Consider the following 18,566-nt stretch of genomic DNA (forward strand, 5'->3'; position numbering starts at 1 on the left):
CTATGGCCGGACCGCTCGATGGGCTTCGGATCCTGGACTTCACCACGCTCTTACCCGGCCCTTACGCCACCATGCTGATGGCTGACATGGGTGCGGAGGTCCTGCGTGTGGAGGCGCCGGACCGGATGGATCTGACCCGATTGATGCCGCCCCATGTGGACGGCGTGGGCACGGCACACACCTACCTGAACCGGGGCAAGGCCTCGCTGGCGCTGGATCTCAAACAGCCGGACAGTATCGAGACGGTGAAGCGACTCGTGGCCGAGTACGACATCGTCATCGAGCAATTCCGCCCCGGGGTGATGCAACGGCTGGGGATCGACTACGACACGCTGTGCGCCATCAATCCGGGGCTGATCTATTGCGCGATCACCGGCTACGGTCAGACCGGCCCTTACCGGCAGCGGGCGGGCCACGATATCAACTACCTGTCCCTCGCTGGCGTCAGCAGTCACTGCGGTCGCAAAGAGAGCGGTCCGCCGCCGTTGGGCATCCAGGTGGCGGACGTGGCCGGTGGCTCCCATCACGCGGTGATGGGCATCCTGGCGGCGGTGGTCCATCGCCAGCAGACCGGAGAAGGGCAGTTTGTCGATGTCAGCATGACCGATGCCGCCTTTGCGATGAACGGCATGGCCGGCGCTGCCCACCTGGCCGGCGGCGAACGGCCCGGGCCGGAGCAGTCGCTGCTCAACGGTGGCAGTTTCTACGACTACTACGAGACGGCGGACGGTCGCTGGTTGTCCGTGGGCAGCCTGGAGCCACAATTCATGGCCCGGCTGTGCGATGTCCTGGGCCTGGCCGATATGAAAAGCCTGGGGTTGAGTCAGAACCCAGAACATCAGCGGGAATTGAAGCAGGCGCTGAAGAGCGCCATCGCCGAGCGACCGCTGGCCGATTGGGAGGCGGTTTTTGCGGAACAGGATGCCTGCGTGGAGCCCGTACTGACCCTGGCGGAAGCCGCAGCGCACCCGCAGCTGGAAGCCCGGGCGATGGTGATCGACGTGCCCCGGGAACAGGGCGGCACGCAACGTCAGATCGGCCACCCGATCAAGTTCAGTCGGACGCCTTGCGAGGCCCGTTTCACCGGGCGCACGCTGGGAGCGGATACGGCCCCGGTTCTGGAGCGCCTTTCAAAGAAAGGTTAATCGGTCGCCGGGGTGTGGCTGTGAGTGGTCCGGTAGTCGCCGGGTGTGACGCCAGTGTTTCGTTTGAAACGGCGATGAAAGGAGGCCGGCTCACTGAAACCCAGCCGCAGGGCGATGTCGGGAATCGCCATCCGCGTATGGCACAGGAAATCTTCCGCCAGGGACTGGCGCACTTCATCCAGCAACGACTGGTAGCTGCTGCCTTCCTGACTCAGTTTCCGCTGAAGGGTGCGAGCGGTCATGTGCAATTGTCCGGCCACAATGTCCTGCCGGCTGACGCCCTGCAGGAGTTGCTGGCGGATGGCCTCCCGAACCCGGGTGAGGAGGGCGGTATCGGCAGTGATGGCGGCCATCTGGCTACGGGCATGGGCTTCCAGCGTGCGGCGCAGACCGGGATCCGGTTGGCGTAACGGCCGTTCCAGCAACGTGCGGGAAGCGATGACACGATTATCCGCCGCCTCGAACACCACCGGGCAGCCCCACCGCTCCCGATAGGCTGATTCCAGCGCCGCACCCGGAGAGCGTCGTTCCAGGTGTACCGCTTCCGGGGACGTATCGGCGTCATCGCTCAGCCACCGGGCGTATTGGATCCAGGAGGCAATCACGTTGTCGATCATCTGCGGGCGTACCCACGGATCGTTGTAGGCGCACTGCCAGATCAGGTGCATGCGGTCGCCGTCCAGCAGGAAACGGGTGAGGCCCATATCGCCCACAAGCTTTTCGTAGGGAATGATGTACTGGATGGCTTCACCCAGCGTGGCGCAGCTCATGGTGATGTAGCCCAGCACCGTGTAGGAGCCGGGCTGCACGAAGTCCCCGGTTTCCAGGCCCAGGATGGGATTGTCGGTCGCTTCGACCAGCAGTCGGATAAACCGTTGGAAGCGCTCGCCGTCGATGCGTTCGTCGTCCGAGTGGCCCGATGACAGGTCGAGGCCGGCCCGGGTCAGCAGCGGCGTCGTGTCGATGCCTTTGTGCCCGGCAGCTCGCACGTACTGACGCAGGGCGGCTATCGATGCGGTGCCCAGTGGCGGTGTGTCGGTCATGCTCATTGGTTGTTATGGGTATAACCGCATTAATAGCGGGGAGAGCGGATCAGTTCAATGGCCGGAATGTCTTGCGGAGTGAAAACGGTAAACGGTGGGCAAATAAAAAGGCGGATCGGAAAACCCGACCCGCCTGAAAAATAAGGAAAGAACGAAAGTGCCTGAAAAATTCGTTAATCCGTGAGGATGTTGACCCCATTTACCGGCGGAGGGACATCTGACTCTCCAGACTGCTCACTTGGAGGACTGCTCACTCCTCCGCCGTGGGGGGATACTGCTTACATCCACGATTCAAACTATAAGCGTGACCCGTTCGCCTGTCTGTTCGTGATCTGTGTCGCAGTGTAACGAATTGTTGGGTCAGGCGCCGACCGGCAATCGATCAGGCTTCTTCCAGCAGAACCGGCGATGTTTCGGTGAACAGTCGGGTTTCGTAGGCGTCCACCAGGCCCTGGATGGCGGCCTTTTCGACTTCTTCGATGCTCGGCGTGCCGTCCTGCATGTCGGTGCGGCACAGCACCATGCCGGCCTCGACGGAAATATAGCCGGCGGTGGTTTTCAGCGCTTTGTGGTTGATGCCGTCGTAGATCCGGCGGAAAGCGCTGGTGGTGCAGTGTTCGGGATTCTCGAAGTGCGCGATCAGGGCGTACTGGTTATCGCCCACCCGGCACAAGGTATCCATCGGGCGGATCAGGTGGCTGAGGCGCCGGCCGATGCCCAGGGCCAGTTCGCTCATGATGCCGGGCGAATGCTGGCGCTTGAGGCTCTGCCAGTTGCGGATGCCCACCAGCACGTAGGCGGACGCCCCGCCGCGGGACTCGGCATGACGGATACTGCGCTCCAACCGTTGCCGCGCATACAGGTTATTGCACAGGCCGGTTTCCAGGTCGATGATATTGCGGGACTCCAGCTCGCGGTTGTTCTCGATCAGCAGGGCGTTGGCCCGGAGCAGGGTGTTCTGGCGATCGGCCATCCGGTCGGCGGCAAAAATCCGTGGCAGCAGTTGCTTGCTCATGTCGGACTTGTAGATGAAATCGTCGACGTCATGGTCGAAGGCTTCCGCCAGCGCCTCGACGCTCTCGCGGGCGGTCAGCAGCATCACATAGGTGTAGTGGTTTTCCTGCTCGTCGATCTGTCGCACCCGTGCGGTGAGTTCGAGCCCGTCCATTTCCGGCATCAGCCAGTCTGCAATCAGGACGCTGACCGGTCTCTGCTCCATGAGCTGCAATGCGTCCGAAGCGTTGTTGGCGATGCGGACATCGCGGTAGCCGGCTTTGCGCAGTGTCCGGGCGACCACCATGCTGCTGAATTTGGCATCATCGACGACCAGTACGGGGAGGTCCAGGTTAGGCATGCTGATATACTACTCTCAGGTCCGATCCAGGGTGCGGCTCTAGAGCCAACTTGTTATTCTTGCGTCCAGCAGCGGGACGGCATCGCGCCTCCGGGCTGTTCAAACTCGAATCGCGGCCATTATAGCCTGAATTTGCCGGGCTTCCTCGGCCCAATTTGCAAACCTGCGGACCCGTCCCGCAATGGCCTTTCATTGCGTGATCGTTTCCGCATTTCCGGAGCCGGAGTCATGCCTTCCTTTGATATTGTTTCAGAAATTGATATGCACGAAGTCACCAACGCGGTCGACCAGGCCAAGCGCGAGCTGGGCAACCGCTGGGACTTCAAGAATGTCGAGGCGGATTTCGAACTGGACGACAAGGGCATCACCCTCAGCGCCGAGCAGGAATTCCAGCTCGAACAGCTGATGGAAATGCTGCGGATGGCCTTTGCCAAGCGCAACGTGGATACCCGCGCCCTGTCCGAAGACGGTGAAAGCCGCGCCGGCAAGCTGATGAAACAGCACCTGACGCTGCGCCAGGGCATCGAGACGCCTGACGCCAAGAAGATCGTCAAACTCCTCAAGGATGCGAAGATGAAGGTGCAGGCCAGCATCCAGGGCGACAAGGTCCGGGTGACCGGCAAGAAGCGGGACGACCTGCAGGCCGCCATCGCCCTGATCAAGGAGTCCGATCTGGACCTGCCGCTTCAGTACAATAACTTCCGCGACTGACGGAGCCGCTGCCATCATTTCAAGGGAACGGCGCGATTTCCTGCGGGACGCGCTCTACACGTTTACCCGCTGGCAAGTCCTGGCCATGTTGCTGCTGGGCTTCTCGGCGGGTCTGCCTTTCCTGCTGGTCTTCTCCACGCTGAACGCGCGGCTTGCCGATGTCGGTGTGGATACGGCCACCATCGGTTTCTTCAGCTGGCTGGGGATTACCTATTCCATCAAGGTGTTTTGGGCGCCGGTGGTGGATCGGGTCTCGCTGCCGTTGCTGGACCGGCTGTTCGGCAAACGGCGCAGCTGGATGTTGCTGGCCCAGGTGGGCATTGCCACGGGGCTGTTCCTGATGGCTCGGGTGGATGCCGCCGCATCGCCGGTATTGATGGCTTGGTGCGGTTTGCTGGTGGCGTTCTCGTCGGCAACCCAGGACGTTTCCCTCGATGCCTACCGGATCGAGATTGCCGAACCCCGCTTGCAGGCAGCGCTGGCGGCGGCCTATATCTTCGGCTATCGCCTGGCCCTTCTGGTGGCGGGGGCCGGCGCGCTCTACCTGGCGCAATTCTGGTCCTGGCAGATCGCCTATGACGTGATGGCACTGCTGGTGGGTATCGGCATCGTCACGGTGCTGGTGGTGCGCGAGCCGAAGGTCAATCATCATGCGGCCGCCGCTGACCTGGCCCATCGCGTGGAGCAGGAAGTCGCCAAACGGGCTCATCTGTCGCCGCAGCTGGCGCGGCTGGCGGGCTGGTTTTCCGCCGCGGTCGCCGGCCCCTTCATGGATTTCTTCAAGCGCTACCGGGAGCTGGCTGTCCTGATCCTTGTGCTGGTGGCCACCTACCGGATCTGCGACATCGCCATGGGGGTGATGGCCAATCCGTTCTATCTCAAATTCATGGGGTTCTCGAAGACCGACGTCGCCGACGTGACCAAGATCTTCGGCTTCCTGATGACCATCCTCGGCTCCGGTATCGGCGGTTTGCTGGTGGCGCGTTACGGTGTTCGCACGATCCTGTTCGCCGGGGCGATCCTGACCGCGCTCAGCAACCTGCTGTTCATGCTGATTACCCAGTACCCGCCGGACATCTGGACCCTGGCGGTGGTCGTCAGTGCGGACAACCTGAGCGGCGGGATCGCCAACGTGGCGCTGATTGCCTGGTTGTCGAGCATGACCAGCGCCTCGTTCACCGCCACCCAGTACGCCCTGTTCAGTTCACTGATGACGTTGCCGGGCAAGTTTATCGGCGGCTTCTCGGGGCTGGTGGTGGAAGGTTACGGCTACAGTGAGTTCTTCCTGATTTCGGCGGTCATGGGCTTGCCCGCCATCCTGCTGGCGGGCTACATGATGAAACAGGGGAAACGGCTGGACGCCCTGGCGCCGGCCGACGCCCATGACACGAGCGGGGAAGGCGAGCGCCAGTCCGTCTGAATCAGGGCTGCCAGCGAAACCGGGCCATGGGCACACGCCCTTTTTTTACCAGCACGCCTTCTTCCGTGAGCAGGCGTGACTGGTAGTAGAAGCGGTTGGATTCCGGCGGGAAGGCAATACGCCCATCCTGTTTCAGGACCCGGTGCCAGGGCACGTCCGAGCCTTCCGGCAGCTGGCCCATGGCACGGCCGACAAAGCGGGCCAGCCCCTTGAAGCCGGCCAGCTCGGCCACCTGGCTGTAGCTGGCCACATAGCCGGGCGGAATCGAGCAGACCACCTGCCAGATGATCTGCTCGCGGGAGACGTCGTTCGGCTCAGAGGCGGAGGGCACCGTCGACCTCGATCATGCGTCCGGACAGGTAGTCGTTCTCGAAGATAAACGCCGCCGCGGAGGCGATTTCTTCCGGCTTGCCCACGCGCTTGAGCGGAATGCCGGCGGTCATTTTCTCCAGCGCTTCCGGTTTCATGGAGGCCACCATTTCGGTCTCGATAAAGCCCGGGGCGATGCCCATCACGCGAATGCCGTTGCGCGCCAGCTCCTTGGCCCAGACCGGCACGAGCGCGGCCACGGCGGCCTTGGCGGCGGAGTAGTTGCTCTGGCCCATGTTGCCGGCGCGGGAGATGCTGCTGATGTTGACGATCACGCCCTGGTTGCCGTGCTTGATCATCTGGGTGGCGGCTTCACGGCCGCACAGGAAAACGCCGGTCAGGTTCACATCGATCACCGCCTGCCATTCGGCCAGGGACATACGCTTTTCGATCTCGCCATTCTTGACCTTGACCATCATGCCGTCGCGCAGGATGCCGGCGTTGTTGACCAGACCGTTGAGCTGGCCGAAGTCTTCGACGATCGCGGTAAACGTCGCTTCAACTTCCTCTTCCCTGGCCACGTTGCAGGTGTAGGCCCGCGCATCACCGCCGGCGGCCTTGCAGGCTTTAACGGCCTCATCCAGCTTTTCAGGAATCAGGTCGATCAGCGCCACACGGGCGCCGCGCGCGGCCAGGTATTCACCCATGGCACGGCCCAGCCCCTGGCCGCCGCCGGTAATTGCAATCACGGAATCTTGAAGTTTCATGCTGTGCCCTAATTGTTTGTTGTGAGTTGATCTTTGTTTGTCGCTGTCAAAAAGGCGAAGCGCAGTATACCAGAGGGCCAATCGTCGTCATTGAGGGCCCGGCTGGCAAAGTCATTTTTCTGAGGAGCCATACATGGGTTTCCTGTTTTTCGCATTCATCGTGCTGCCCATCATCGAGATGGTGGTCCTGATCAAGGTGGGCGGCATCATCGGGGTGTTGCCCACCATCGGCCTGGTCCTGTTGACCGCCGTCGTGGGCGCCGCCCTGTTACGCCAGCAGGGACTGGCGACGTTGTTCAAGGCCAACCAGCGACTGAACAGCGGCGAGCTGCCGGCCCGTGAAGTGGCCGAGGGGCTGATCCTGGCCGTCGGTGGTGCACTGCTGCTGACTCCGGGCTTTGTGACCGATACGATCGGCTTCCTGTGTCTGTTGCCCTGGACCCGTCAGATGTTCGCCTCCTACGCGCTCAAACGCATGGTGGTAGCGGGCTCATCGCGCAGCAGTGTTCACTTCACCATGGGCGGGCAGAACCCGTTCGGTCAGGCCCGGCCGGGAGGCGATGACATCATTGAAGGGGAATACCGTCGCGAGGAAGAGCGTAAGCCTTCCGACACGCGGGATTCGCTGGAAAAAAAGTGAAAAATTTTTCCCGGGTGGGTGTTGAAATGTAGGTGCAAACCCCCACATAAGGATCACAAGTTTGCTGAGGGTGACGAAGAGCCTGCCAAAACAGGTGCTTACGAATCCGAGGCGTTTTGAGCAAACCTCATTGCCAAAGACAATCTGACTATCTGGAGAATACGAGCAATGAAAATTCGTCCGCTACACGATCGTGTTGTCGTACGCCGTAAGGAAGAGGAAGAGAAGACCGCTGGTGGTATCGTCCTGCCGGGCAACGCCAAGGAAAAGCCCTCCCAGGGCGAAGTGATCGCCGTGGGTAACGGCCGCGTTCTCGACAATGGCGAGACCCGTGCTCTGGCGGTCAACGTCGGTGATACCGTGGTGTTTGGTCAGTACGCCGGGAACACGGTGAAGGTCGACGGTGAAGATCTTCTCATCCTGAGCGAAAGCGAAATCTACGGCGTGCTGGAAGGCTGAGTCCAGCCGACTCGTTAGCTCACGTCATTTGCAGATTGGTTAACGCATAAACGAATACAGGAAAGACAACTATGGCAGCTAAAGACGTTAAATTTGGCGATTCAGCCCGCAAGCGTATGGTTGCAGGCGTCAACATTCTGGCCGACGCCGTTAAGGTCACCTTGGGCCCGAAAGGCCGCAACGTGGTTCTGGACAAGTCCTTTGGCGCACCGACCGTCACCAAGGACGGCGTTTCCGTTGCGAAGGAAATCGAGCTGAAAGACAAGTTCGAGAACATGGGCGCCCAGATGGTCAAGGAAGTCGCTTCCCAGACCAACGACACCGCCGGTGACGGTACCACCACCGCAACCGTTCTGGCCCAGTCCATCGTCAACGAAGGTCTGAAGGCCGTTGCTGCCGGCATGAACCCGATGGATCTGAAGCGCGGCATCGACAAGGCGACCCAGGCGGCCGTCAAGTCCATCCGTGACATGGCCAAGCCGTGCGACGACAGCCGTAACATCGCGCAGGTGGGCACCATCTCCGCCAACGGCGACGAAACCATCGGCAAGATCATCGCCGACGCCATGGAGCGCGTGGGTAAAGAAGGCGTGATCACCGTTGAGGAAGGCCGTGGCCTGGAAGACGAGCTGGACGTGGTTGAAGGTATGCAGTTCGACCGCGGCTACCTGTCTCCGTACTTCATCAACAACCAGGACAGCATGTCCGCCGAGCTGGATGACCCGTTCATCCTGCTGGTCGACAAGAAGATCTCCAACATCCGCGAACTGCTGCCGGTGCTGGAAAGCGTGGCCAAGGCGGGCAAACCGCTGATGATCATCGCCGAAGACATCGAAGGCGAAGCGCTGGCGACCCTGGTTGTCAACAACATGCGTGGCATCGTCAAAGTGGCCGCCGTCAAGGCGCCGGGCTTTGGTGACCGTCGCAAGGAAATGCTGCAGGACATCGCGATCCTGTCCGGCGGTACCGTGATCTCCGAGGAAGTGGGCCTGACCCTGGAAAACACCACTCTGGACGATCTGGGTACAGCCAAGCGCGTTAACATCACCAAGGAAAACACCACCATCATCGATGGCGCCGGTGCCCAGGCTGATATCGAAGCGCGCGTTGAGCAGATCCGCAAGCAGATCGAAGAAAGCTCCTCCGACTACGACAAAGAGAAGCTGCAGGAACGTGTGGCCAAGCTGGCTGGCGGTGTTGCCGTCATCAAGGTAGGCGCCGGTTCCGAAGTGGAAATGAAAGAGAAGAAAGCTCGCGTTGAAGACGCGCTGCACTCTACCCGCGCTGCCGTTGAAGAAGGCATCGTTGCGGGCGGTGGCGTGACCCTGATCCGCGCTCTGGAAGCTCTGGACAGCGTCCAGGCTGAGAACGAAGAGCAGAAGGCGGGCGTCAACATCCTGCGCCGTGCGATGGAATCGCCGCTGCGCCAGATCGTCACCAATGCAGGCGGTGAAGCGTCTGTTGTGGTCGACAAGGTACGCCAGGGCGAAGGCAGCTTCGGCTACAACGCGGCGACCGAAGGCTACGGTGACATGCTGGAGATGGGCATCCTGGATCCGGCCAAGGTCACTCGCTCAGCCCTGCAGGCTGCGGCTTCCGTTGCCGGTCTGATGATCACCACCGAAGCGATGGTGACGGACGAGCCGGAAGACGAGAAAGCCGGTGGCGGCATGCCGGATATGGGCGGCATGGGTGGTATGGGCGGTATGGGCGGCATGATGTAAGCCGGCCCCGTTCAATACCCGGACCGTTCCCGGTCAAAAAAGGCCCCGCGTTTCGACGCGGGGCCTTTTTTTTGGACTGTGTCATGCACTTGTACAGGGGGTTTGTTAGACTCCGGAAAATTCGCGCGATTCCGCGCCCATACATGCCCTGACACCCTATGGCCGAGACTTTGGATTCACCCTTCCTGCGACCCGGAAAAGTGGTCATGCTGACCCTGCTGGGGATCGTGATTTACCTGGCTGCCCTGATTTTCTGGTTACCGGCGGGATGGGTCTGGCATCTGTGTCGTGATTCGGTTCCCTTGCCGCCCGGCGTGGCGATCGAGCAAGTCTCTGGTCAGCTTTGGAATGGCCAGGTCCAGGCGCAGGTGATGGGGCACTCCCTGCAGGCGGGCTGGCATCTCGAAGGCCTCATGGATGGCGGTCACTTCCTGCCCTTGGGCTGGCAGTTGCGCACCCCAAGATCCCACCTCCAGGGTCAGTTTCACCTGACCGGTATCAATGCCATGGCACTCTCGGTCGATGGCCGTATCAATATTCCCGAGTTCAGCCGCGAGATCCAGCGCAGCGGCGGCGCGATTATTCAGGGTGACGTCACCATTGACCGCTTTTCACTGGCGGCGACCGACGGTGCCCTGCAGGCCCTGTCGGGGCGTGCGAGCTGGCCCGGTGGCGAGGTGAGCTGGCCCATGGGCGCCTCCCGGGAGCGGGCGGTATTGCCGCCCATGCAAGCCCGGCTGGATCGCGACCAGGGCCGGATTGCCCTGGACATCAGCAGTGCAGAAAGCCCGGACCCGGTGATTTCCGCCCAGGTCCAGCCCGATGGCATGATGCAGATCCAGCTCTATCGACGCCTGCTGGATCTGGTGAATCAACCCTGGTCAGGCAACGCGGCGCCGGGCGATGTGGTTTTCAGTGTGAGGCAGCGCGTGCTGCCGGCGGGGTAGCGTATGGCATCGGTGACATTCACAACGCCATTCGGGCGTCTGCCGCGCTGGGTGGCGAACTTGCTACTGGTAGGGCTGGTGATCTATTTCGCCTGGGTGATGGGGCGTCTGACCTGGATGATCGCCTGGCAGGACCCGGTCATGGCGGGTCCCACCGCATCGGCGACCGCGGCGTCTTTGGATTCTGCGGTGGAGCAGACGCCACTGGCGGCTTATGATCTCTTTGGTCGGCCTCCGGTGGGCGCCCCGGTGGCGGAAGCGGTCAAGCAAACCGCGCCGGAAACCAATCTGCGTATGCACCTGGAAGGCGTCATGGTAGCGGCGCGATCCGAAGAGTCCGGTGCTATAGTTTCAGGAACGGATGGCTCAACGGCTTATTATCGCGTCGGTGACGTGATGCCCGGCGATATCGAGTTGGTGGAAGTCGACCCACTGCGCATCCTGATCCGACGAAACGGAGAAGTGGAGTCGCTGGCCTTTGAAGACGGCGACGCTGAGGGTATGGTATCGGAGGTTCAGGACGAGACGCGCGGGATGTCTCCCGAGGCCTTTGTGGAGGACGCTCAGGCCCAGCTGGCCGCCGAAGGCGATGCGGCGCTGCAGCGTTACGGACTCAAACCCGTGGCCTCCGGCAGCCAGCAGGGATACGTTTATGACGGTTCCAACCCGATGTTGTCCGCACTGAACCTGAAAGAAGGCGATGTCATTACAGCCATCAACGGTCAGCCGCTGGGGGATATCGAGCAGGATCGGCAATTGCTCGAGGACTGGCGGAACCAGCCACAGATACAAGTGGAAGTGATGCGGGATGGCGCCAGTTTTACCGTAAACTACGCGTTGCCCCAATAAGGATGTTGTCACCGCTGGCGGCGGTCTTAGAGTACAACGATTATAAAAAGGAAGGCCGGTGTGCTTTCCGTCAGTTTCTCAGTTACAGGAAACCAGCACTGCATGACTAATCTGAACACGCCATTGATCCGGGCTCTGGTTCTGGCTTTGCTTCTCCCGCTGAGCATGATGGCCCATGCCCAGGAAGAGGGCACCTGGAAGCTCAACCTCAAGGATGCGGACATACGCGCCTTCGTCACGCAGATTGCTGATATCACCGGTTACAGCTTCGTGGTCGACCCGCGGGTCAAGGGTAAGGTTACCGTCCTGTCCTCGGCGCCCATGAACAAGGACGAGATTTACGACCTGTTCCTGGCGGTGCTGCAAGTTCACGGCTTTACGGCGATACCCGGCGAAGAGGTCATCAAGATCGTCCAGCAGGTGGACGCCAAGCAGTCTGCGGAGTCACTGAAGCGCTTCGACACCATTCCCTCCGAGCAACTGATCACCAAGGTCATCCAGGTCAACAACGCCAACGCCCTGGAGCTGGTGCCCATCCTGCGGCCGCTGGTGGCCAAGTACGGTCACCTGGCCGGTGTGGCGGCAGCCAATGCGCTGATCGTCAGCGATCATTCGGCGAACGTGCATCGCATTGAACAGATCGTCAAGGAACTGGACAGCCCGTCGAAGTATGAGGTGGAGGTCATCCAGCTGAAGGAAGCCTGGGTGGGCGACATGGTGCGCCTGCTGCAGGAATTGGCGCCCTCGGAGCTGGGTAAGCAGGCTAACGATGCCGCCAACAAATACAGCGTCACCGCGGACGAGCGCAGCAACCGGCTGATTCTCCGCGGTGACGAGAACTTCCGCACCAAGATGCGGGAACTGATCAAGAAGCTGGATCAGCCGTCCGCCTCCGGAGGCACCACCAAGGTCATCCGACTCAAGCACGCCGATGCCAAGTCGCTGGCTGAAATCCTGAAAGGTGTTATGGGTGAAGTGGCCAAGGAGAACCAGCAGGGCCAGACCAGCACGGGGGGCAGTTCAGGCGGTAACACCGGCTTTGCCATTTTCGCCGACGAGGGTCTCAATGCGCTGGTGGTCCGCGGTGAGCCGTCCATCATGCAGGAAGTGGATACCATCGTGAACGCGCTGGATGTCCGGCGTGCCCAGGTGCTGATTGAGGCGGCCATTGTCGAGATCAGTGATGAACTGGGTAAGGACGTGGGCGTACAGTTTGCCGTGGGTGATGAAGGCAGCGGCTCGACGCCGGTAGCGGGCACCAACTTCGGCAATGTCGGGCTGAGCCTGAGCGACATCATTGGGGCCATCGCCAGTAATGAGGTGATTTCACCGGCCACCGGCGGTATGTCGCTCGGCTTCGGCGAACGCAACGAGAACGGCATTACCTGGGGCCTGCTGATTCAGGCGTTGTCCAGCTCGACCGCCGCCAATCTGCTGTCCACGCCGAGTATTATCACCCTGGATAATCAGGAATCCGAGATTGTCGTGGGTCAGAACGTTCCGTTCGTAACCGGCTCGACCACCACCACCAGTGACGGGGTGTCGAACCCGTACCAGACCATCGAGCGGCGTGACGTGGGGCTGACGCTGAAGGTCACGCCGACAATCAGCGAGGACGGTCTGGTCAAGCTGATCGTGGAGCAGACCACCGAGAACATTGCCGATAGCGTCGAATCCGCCTCGGACCTGGTCACCAACAAGCGTCAGATCAAGACCACGGTCCTGGCGGACGATGGCGAGACCATCGTGCTGGGCGGCCTGATTCGGGAAGACTACAGCGTCACCAAGAGCAAGGTGCCGTTCCTCGGGGATATCCCCTATATTGGCGCCCTGTTCCGCTCCGAATCGGAGAACAAGATTAAGCGTAACCTGCTGGTGTTCCTGCGGCCCAAGATCATCCTGGCCAAGGGCGATGTGGCGACCATCACCGACGAGAAGTATCAGGGGCTCTGGAACATCAACCTGGGGCTGAGCAGGAAGTTGGGGCACAAGATCCCTGAGAATACCAAGCGACCGCCGATCGACACGCTGTTTGAGCGTAATCGGTTGCAGCCACAATACTTCGAGTCGCAGCCACAGCAGTAAGTCCGCAATCCAAAAGAAAGGCCGGCATTTGCCGGCCTTTCTTTTTGCTGTGAGCTATTCCTGCGGGCGACGGCGACTAGACTGCCGCCACTGGCAGTGGCGGCATCGGGCAGTCCAGCTGATCCGCGACCAGGCGCAGAATTTCATACTCCCTGACCACCACCTGGTTGTCCCGCAGGATGCAGTGGCCGCAGGCGTCGATAATTGCCGGCTTCAGCATTGGCGACAGGGCGCGCAGTCGGATCAGGGCCTCCTGTAGCGCCCGTGACGAGACGTTGTCCCTCAGCGGCCCCAGATCCACTGTTCGCCCTTCAAAGCCGGCAACCGCCTCTGTGTAGCACTTCTGCGCCTCTTCCGGCGACTCTGTGGCCGATCGTGCCGCAAGACTCAGGAGAATCCCCAGGCTGTCGGCCACATCGGCAAACCGACGAAAGCGCACCTTGTCGGCGCGTCGCCCGGCCGGGGACAGGTGGCGATGGATGAAGCTCAGCAGGGCGAACTCGAACAGGGTGACCCGTCCGTCCGCTCGGACCAGGTGAGTGAGGACCTTTTCCAGGCCGCGTCGCTCTTCCGGATCGAGCTTGCGCAGGGCCGGCATGGCCAGTTCCAGTGCCGGCAGTCGGATGGCTTCGCCAAGCTGCTCAAGGGTGGGGTAGAAACGCTCGATCAGCGCCGGATCAAAGCCGAGCACGCCGCGCGCTTCGCGGATCCCGGAGAGGGCCTGTTCCCGCTCTTCCGCGGACATGCTGTGGAATATCAGGCTGTAACAATACTGCACCGCACCGGTTCGGGTGTAGAGCAGTGTGCGGGCATTGTCCGGTAGTTGGCGCAGCAGTTGCTGGGCGTATTCCTCGTTGGCGGTCGTCACGACGCCTGCGCTATCGGACAGCCGGGTGTGTGGGGCCACCGGCGTGGTGTGACGTCCGGCCAGGGGCGCGACCATGTCCTGCAGGCCATCGCGGAACAGGGAACCCCGGGCGTCGTCCTCAACCGTCGGCCGAGCCTGCCGGACATCGTCTCGGCGGCGGTTGCGGAAGCGCGCCAGCAGTCCCGGGCCAATGGCGTTGATCCGGTCTTCCAGCGGCGGGTGTGAGGCGAGCCAGCCCGCGAAGCGCATGCGCACCGTTTCCGAAAAACACATGTGGTTGACGTCGCTGGCGTGGCCGGTGGACTGGAAATAACTGCTCGACTCGCCGATACGATAGAGCGCGCTGGCAATGCCTTCGGGGTTGCGGGTGAACTGCACCGAGGAGGCGTCGGCCAGCATTTCCCGCTGCCGCGAGATGGCGGCCTGGATCAGGCGTCCGAAGAACAGTCCGATGTAGCCCACGAGCATCAGAGCGAGTCCGAGGCCGATGGCCAGCCCCTGGCTTTTGTTGTCGCGGGAGCTGTAAGAGCGGCGTCGACCAGCGCTGCCCAGCAGGAACTGACCGATCTGGCCAATCATCAGAATGCCGGCCAACAGGGCGATCAGCCGCACGTTAATGCGCATGTCGGAATTGAGGATGTGGCTGAATTCGTGGCCCACCACGCCCTGCAGTTCGTCCCGGTTCAGCTGGGTGAGGGTGCCGTGCGTCACCACCATGACGGCCTCGCCCGGAGAATACCCGGCGACAAACGCGTTAATGGCGGTTTCGTTATCCATCACGTAGAGATCGGGAACCGGCACGCCACTGGCAATCGCCATCTCCTCCACCACGTTCCGAAGCTGGCGTTCCTGGGGGTCCTGACTTGAGGGATCAAGAAGTCGGGCGCCCACCATCCGGGCCACCCGCTCGCCGCCGCCGGCCAGGTCAATCCAGCGGATCAGTGATCCCAGCCCGATCACGGCGACGACCGCGATGGATGTGAAGATGCCCTGCTCGGATGTCAGCCAGACGCCGAAGTGGGCGGTGGGCTCGACATTGCGGGTCACCAGATAGCCGACCAGATCGACCACCAGGGTGATCAGCAGGACGGCTGCCGTAAACAGGAACACGAGCAGCGTGGTGTTACGCCGCGCGCGCTCCTGGCGCTCGAAGAATCCAAGTTTGGCCATAAGGTCGTTGCCGGGTCAGTGTGCCCGGAATCAGAAGCTGACTTTCGGTGCCTGGCGGGCTTCCGGGTTTTCCAGTTGCAGCTGCTCGGACGGTTTGAAGGCAAACAGGCCGGCAATGATGTTGTTGGGGAATTTCTCCCGGAAGGTGTTGTAGAACATCACCTCATCGTTATAGGCCTGACGGGAGAAGGCCACACGATTCTCGGTGCTGGACAGCTCTTCCATCAGTTGCTGGATGGTTTCATTGGCTTTCAGCTCAGGGTAGTTCTCCGCCACTGCGTAGAAGTTGGCCAGGGCGCGGGACAGCATGTTCTCGGCAGACGACAGCTTCTGGATCTTCTGGCCGTCGGCCGGGTCGCCGGCGGCGTCCTTCTGGGCGCTCACGGCGTTGTTTCGTGCCTCCATGACCTCGGTCAGGGTGTTGCGCTCGTGGGACAGATAGGCCTTGGCCGCTTCCACCAGGTTGGGGATCAGATCGTGACGTCGCTGGAGCTGGACGTCGATCTGGGCAAAGCCGTTCTTGAAACGATTGCGGAGGGAGACCAGCCGGTTGTAGATGGATACGATCAGAATAACCACGGCGGCGATGACCGCCAGGCCGATCAGCGTTGTCGTCATGAAGGGTCCTTGTCGTCAGTTTTCAGTCGAATTGGCGGTGATTTTACGGTGGAACGCCACCACAAAGCTTGCGAAATCGTCCGGTTTCAGGGGCTTGCTGAAAAAGTAGCCCTGGGCCAGCTGGCAGCCGCGGTTGTGAAGGTAGAATTCCTGCTCTTCGGTTTCCACACCTTCGGCGATGACGTCCAGGTTCAGGCTCTTGCCCAGGTCGATGATGGTATTGGCAATGCGGGTGTCTTCCTCGTTGACCAGCAGGTCGTGAATAAACTGCTTGTCAATCTTGAGGTGCTGCACCGGCAATCGCTTGAGGTAGGTGAGCGAGGAATAGCCTGTGCCGAAGTCGTCCACCGCAATATTGATCCCCTCATTACGCAGTTGCACCAGCTTTTCCACGGCGCTGTCCAGGTTCTCCATAAAGCCGGTCTCGGTCACCTCAAGCTCCAGCCGGCCAGGAGGAATGGCGTGCCGTTTGAGGGTCTTGAGTACGGTCTCGACGATGTCGTCCTGGCGAAGTTGCACGGCTGACAGGTTGACGGCAATCCGGATCGGCATGCCTTCACTGGACCAGAGCGCCGCCTGGGCGCAGGCTTCGTCCAGGACCCAGCTGCCGATTTCCACGATGGAGCCGCTCAGTTCCGCCAGCGGAATGAAATGATCTGGCGGGATCAGGCCGTGGACGGGGTGTTCCCAGCGCAGCAGTGCCTCGGCGCCAATGACTCGGCGCGTTTCCAGGTTGATCTGGGGCTGGTAGACGAGGTGGAACTGATTTTCCACCAGGGCCTGGTGAAGCTCCTTCTCCAGCCGCTTTCGGTCACGGATTTCCTGGTCGACGCTGGCCACATAGAACTGGAACTGGTTGCCGCCGCCGGCTTTGGCCAGCGTCATGGTCTGCTCGGCGCGCTGGAGCAGTTGTTCGCTGTGTTCGGCATCGTCCGGGAACAGGGCGATACCGATGGTGGCCGTGGCCGAGACATCGCGACCGGCCAGGCGAATGGGAGCGTTGATTTCGTTGAGCAGCCATTCCGACGTGGCGGCGCACTGGTAGCCATCACGCAGGTGCTGCTCAACCACGACAAACTGGTCGCTCCCCAGGCGCGCAGTGATTAACGGGCCATTGGGACCGTCACCGCCGAGGCGATCGGCGATGGTTTGCAGCAGCTGGTCGCCCATGTGGTAACCATGCTGCTCGTTGATGCTCTTGAAGTCGTCAATGCCGAAACAGAACGCAGCCAGGGTCTGGTCGTTGCGCCGGTGTTCTTCCAGGGCGTTGCTGAGCATAACCAGGAACAGTTCCCGGTTGGGCAGGCCGGTGAGTTTGTCGTAGCGGGACAGGCGATTGACCCGGGCCTCGGCTTCCGCCTGTTTCTCCTGGTTCTCGGTGATGGCCACCAGCAGGTTGTTGGTGGCGTTCACCCACAGACCCAGTTCGTCGTTTCGATGACCCCGCGGCATGTCCAGGAGCGTGCCGCCAGGGTTGTCGGGGTTAACCCGCGAAATCGAGCTGATGATCCGGAACAGCGGCCGGGTCAGCAGGATATGGAAAACGGCAAACAGCACCAGGCTCAGGACGATGGCCCGGGCAATGCCGGACAGGAAGGTCAGGGTGGCGCGTTCGAGCCAGGAGGCCGCGGAGTAGGCGGTGTCGTAACTGACTTCCAGGTAACCGTAGATGACCGGATCGTCGGCACCGCGGGTCAGGGGCACGCGATAATGACGTTCAGCGGAAAAGATGCGATCGGTCAGGGGGCGGTAGTCCGCCGGTAGCAGGTCGCGGGTGCTACGGGCCAGCACTTCACCGTCGGGGTGCATGATCTGGGCAAAACGGACCGCCTGCTGTTCGAACAGCCCATCGACTACTTGCTGGGCCAGGTCCTCGTCAATGCTGTAAACCGCCTGGCTGGCGGCATCGCGGACCAGTGCCAGGGTCTGGTGGGCCTGCTGGTCCAGTTCATCGGATACGCGATTGGCATCGACGATGATCTGGGTCGTGCTCAACACGATACCGCTCAGCAGCGCAATCAGCAGTACCCAGCGAAGAATGCGATAGCCGAGTCGGTGTTCAAACTGAAACTGTCTAGTCATTATCCAGCGCTTAGGGAACCCCCCGGACAGATGTTCCGGTGATCCTCGATTTTTGCCTCATCGGCACGGGTGCCGAGACGTCAGGTAGCGATGAGACGAACCTGGGTGAACGACTTCCTGTCGCGCCACGGGGCTTGTCGCGTTACGTCCTGTGCAGGCGGCCGCATTATGATCGTTATGGGCGGCCGGCGAATGATGGGCATTGGTATGACGGGTGGATAAAGCCGGGCGTCGAGTTGGATCCCGCCGTGCATACGATGTCCCACCCCTAGTTAAATAGCTGTATGGGCGGACAAAGTCCAGTTTCAACGGGTAAAGGTTTGCAACAAAAAACGCCCGCTCAAGGAGCGGGCGTTGATCGATCCAGTGTCCGGA

The 18,566-nt window shown here is 61.2% G+C and carries 16 protein-coding genes; 9 read left to right on the forward strand and 7 right to left on the reverse strand.

The genetic code is table 11. From position 1 onward, the window contains the following. Nucleotides 1-2: 2 nt before the first annotated feature. Nucleotides 3-1,145 (forward strand): CaiB/BaiF CoA transferase family protein, encoded by a 1,143-nt coding sequence (locus EB809_RS02150; RefSeq protein WP_123633115.1) that lies wholly within the window; start codon nucleotides 3-5, stop codon nucleotides 1,143-1,145. On the opposite strand, the gene EB809_RS02155 is transcribed toward EB809_RS02150, so the two are convergent. Together EB809_RS02155 and EB809_RS02160 are read right to left on the reverse strand one after the other, a co-directional pair. Continuing rightward, a complete protein-coding gene (locus EB809_RS02155; RefSeq protein ID WP_223807776.1) occupies nucleotides 1,142-2,194 on the reverse strand; it encodes an AraC family transcriptional regulator in 1,053 nt (350 codons plus the stop codon). The two genes, EB809_RS02150 and EB809_RS02155, sit on opposite strands and share 4 nt — an antisense overlap. Before the next feature lie 376 nt (nucleotides 2,195-2,570). Further along, nucleotides 2,571-3,542: a response regulator gene (locus tag EB809_RS02160; protein ID WP_123633119.1), complete on the reverse strand. Its 972-nt coding sequence runs from the start codon at nucleotides 3,540-3,542 to the stop codon at nucleotides 2,571-2,573. 228 nt (nucleotides 3,543-3,770) lie between these two features. On the opposite strand from EB809_RS02160, the gene EB809_RS02165 reads away from it, so the two are divergent. Both EB809_RS02165 and EB809_RS02170 read left to right on the forward strand, forming a co-directional pair. Then, nucleotides 3,771-4,253 carry a YajQ family cyclic di-GMP-binding protein gene (locus EB809_RS02165; protein ID WP_123633121.1) on the forward strand — a complete coding sequence of 161 codons (483 nt, stop codon included), beginning with the start codon at nucleotides 3,771-3,773 and terminating at the stop codon, nucleotides 4,251-4,253. 40 nt (nucleotides 4,254-4,293) lie between these two features. Continuing rightward, complete coding sequence (locus EB809_RS02170) at nucleotides 4,294-5,673, forward strand: AmpG family muropeptide MFS transporter (protein WP_411711038.1); 1,380 nt, start codon at nucleotides 4,294-4,296, stop codon at nucleotides 5,671-5,673. A gap of 1 nt (nucleotide 5,674) precedes the next feature. Here the strand turns inward: EB809_RS02170 and EB809_RS02175 are convergent, their stop codons facing one another. Next, entirely contained in the window at nucleotides 5,675-6,004 is a 330-nt protein-coding gene (locus EB809_RS02175; protein WP_123633125.1) for an MGMT family protein, read from the reverse strand. After that, nucleotides 5,988-6,749 carry an SDR family oxidoreductase gene (locus EB809_RS02180; RefSeq protein WP_123633127.1) on the reverse strand — a complete coding sequence of 254 codons (762 nt, stop codon included), beginning with the start codon at nucleotides 6,747-6,749 and terminating at the stop codon, nucleotides 5,988-5,990. Before EB809_RS02180 ends, EB809_RS02175 begins: the two co-directional genes overlap by 17 nt. Before the next feature lie 133 nt (nucleotides 6,750-6,882). Between EB809_RS02180 and EB809_RS02185 the strand changes: the two genes are divergently transcribed. The 6 genes from EB809_RS02185 (at nucleotide 6,883) to gspD (ending at nucleotide 13,453) form a co-directional block, all read left to right on the forward strand. Further along, nucleotides 6,883-7,389: an FxsA family protein gene (locus EB809_RS02185; RefSeq protein ID WP_123633130.1), complete on the forward strand. Its 507-nt coding sequence runs from the start codon at nucleotides 6,883-6,885 to the stop codon at nucleotides 7,387-7,389. A gap of 168 nt (nucleotides 7,390-7,557) precedes the next feature. After that, nucleotides 7,558-7,848 carry a co-chaperone GroES gene (groES, locus tag EB809_RS02190; RefSeq protein WP_123633132.1) on the forward strand — a complete coding sequence of 97 codons (291 nt, stop codon included), beginning with the start codon at nucleotides 7,558-7,560 and terminating at the stop codon, nucleotides 7,846-7,848. A gap of 71 nt (nucleotides 7,849-7,919) precedes the next feature. Continuing rightward, nucleotides 7,920-9,572, forward strand: a complete 1,653-nt coding sequence (groL, locus tag EB809_RS02195; RefSeq protein WP_123633134.1) for a chaperonin GroEL — start codon at nucleotides 7,920-7,922, stop codon at nucleotides 9,570-9,572. Nucleotides 9,573-9,730: 158 nt separating this feature from the next. Continuing rightward, nucleotides 9,731-10,519: a type II secretion system protein N gene (gspN, locus tag EB809_RS02200; protein ID WP_123633136.1), complete on the forward strand. Its 789-nt coding sequence runs from the start codon at nucleotides 9,731-9,733 to the stop codon at nucleotides 10,517-10,519. A gap of 3 nt (nucleotides 10,520-10,522) precedes the next feature. Continuing rightward, nucleotides 10,523-11,368, forward strand: a complete 846-nt coding sequence (locus EB809_RS02205) for a type II secretion system protein N (RefSeq protein ID WP_123633138.1) — start codon at nucleotides 10,523-10,525, stop codon at nucleotides 11,366-11,368. A gap of 102 nt (nucleotides 11,369-11,470) precedes the next feature. Beyond that, nucleotides 11,471-13,453: a type II secretion system secretin GspD gene (gspD, locus tag EB809_RS02210; protein ID WP_123633139.1), complete on the forward strand. Its 1,983-nt coding sequence runs from the start codon at nucleotides 11,471-11,473 to the stop codon at nucleotides 13,451-13,453. 76 nt (nucleotides 13,454-13,529) lie between these two features. On the opposite strand, the gene EB809_RS02215 is transcribed toward gspD, so the two are convergent. From EB809_RS02215 to EB809_RS02225, 3 genes are read right to left on the reverse strand one after another with little or no spacing between them, the layout of a single operon-like run. Beyond that, entirely contained in the window at nucleotides 13,530-15,491 is a 1,962-nt protein-coding gene (locus tag EB809_RS02215) for a M48 family metallopeptidase (RefSeq protein WP_123633141.1), read from the reverse strand. A 30-nt stretch (nucleotides 15,492-15,521) separates the two neighbouring features. Continuing rightward, a complete protein-coding gene (locus EB809_RS02220) occupies nucleotides 15,522-16,109 on the reverse strand; it encodes a LemA family protein (RefSeq protein WP_123633143.1) in 588 nt (195 codons plus the stop codon). Between the two features lie 15 nt (nucleotides 16,110-16,124). Next, complete coding sequence (locus tag EB809_RS02225; protein ID WP_123633145.1) at nucleotides 16,125-18,191, reverse strand: putative bifunctional diguanylate cyclase/phosphodiesterase; 2,067 nt, start codon at nucleotides 18,189-18,191, stop codon at nucleotides 16,125-16,127. Nucleotides 18,192-18,566: the final 375 nt, after the last annotated feature.

Source organism: Marinobacter sp. R17 (genome assembly GCF_003789045.1).
GTDB lineage: Bacteria > Pseudomonadota > Gammaproteobacteria > Pseudomonadales > Oleiphilaceae > Marinobacter_A > Marinobacter_A mangrovi.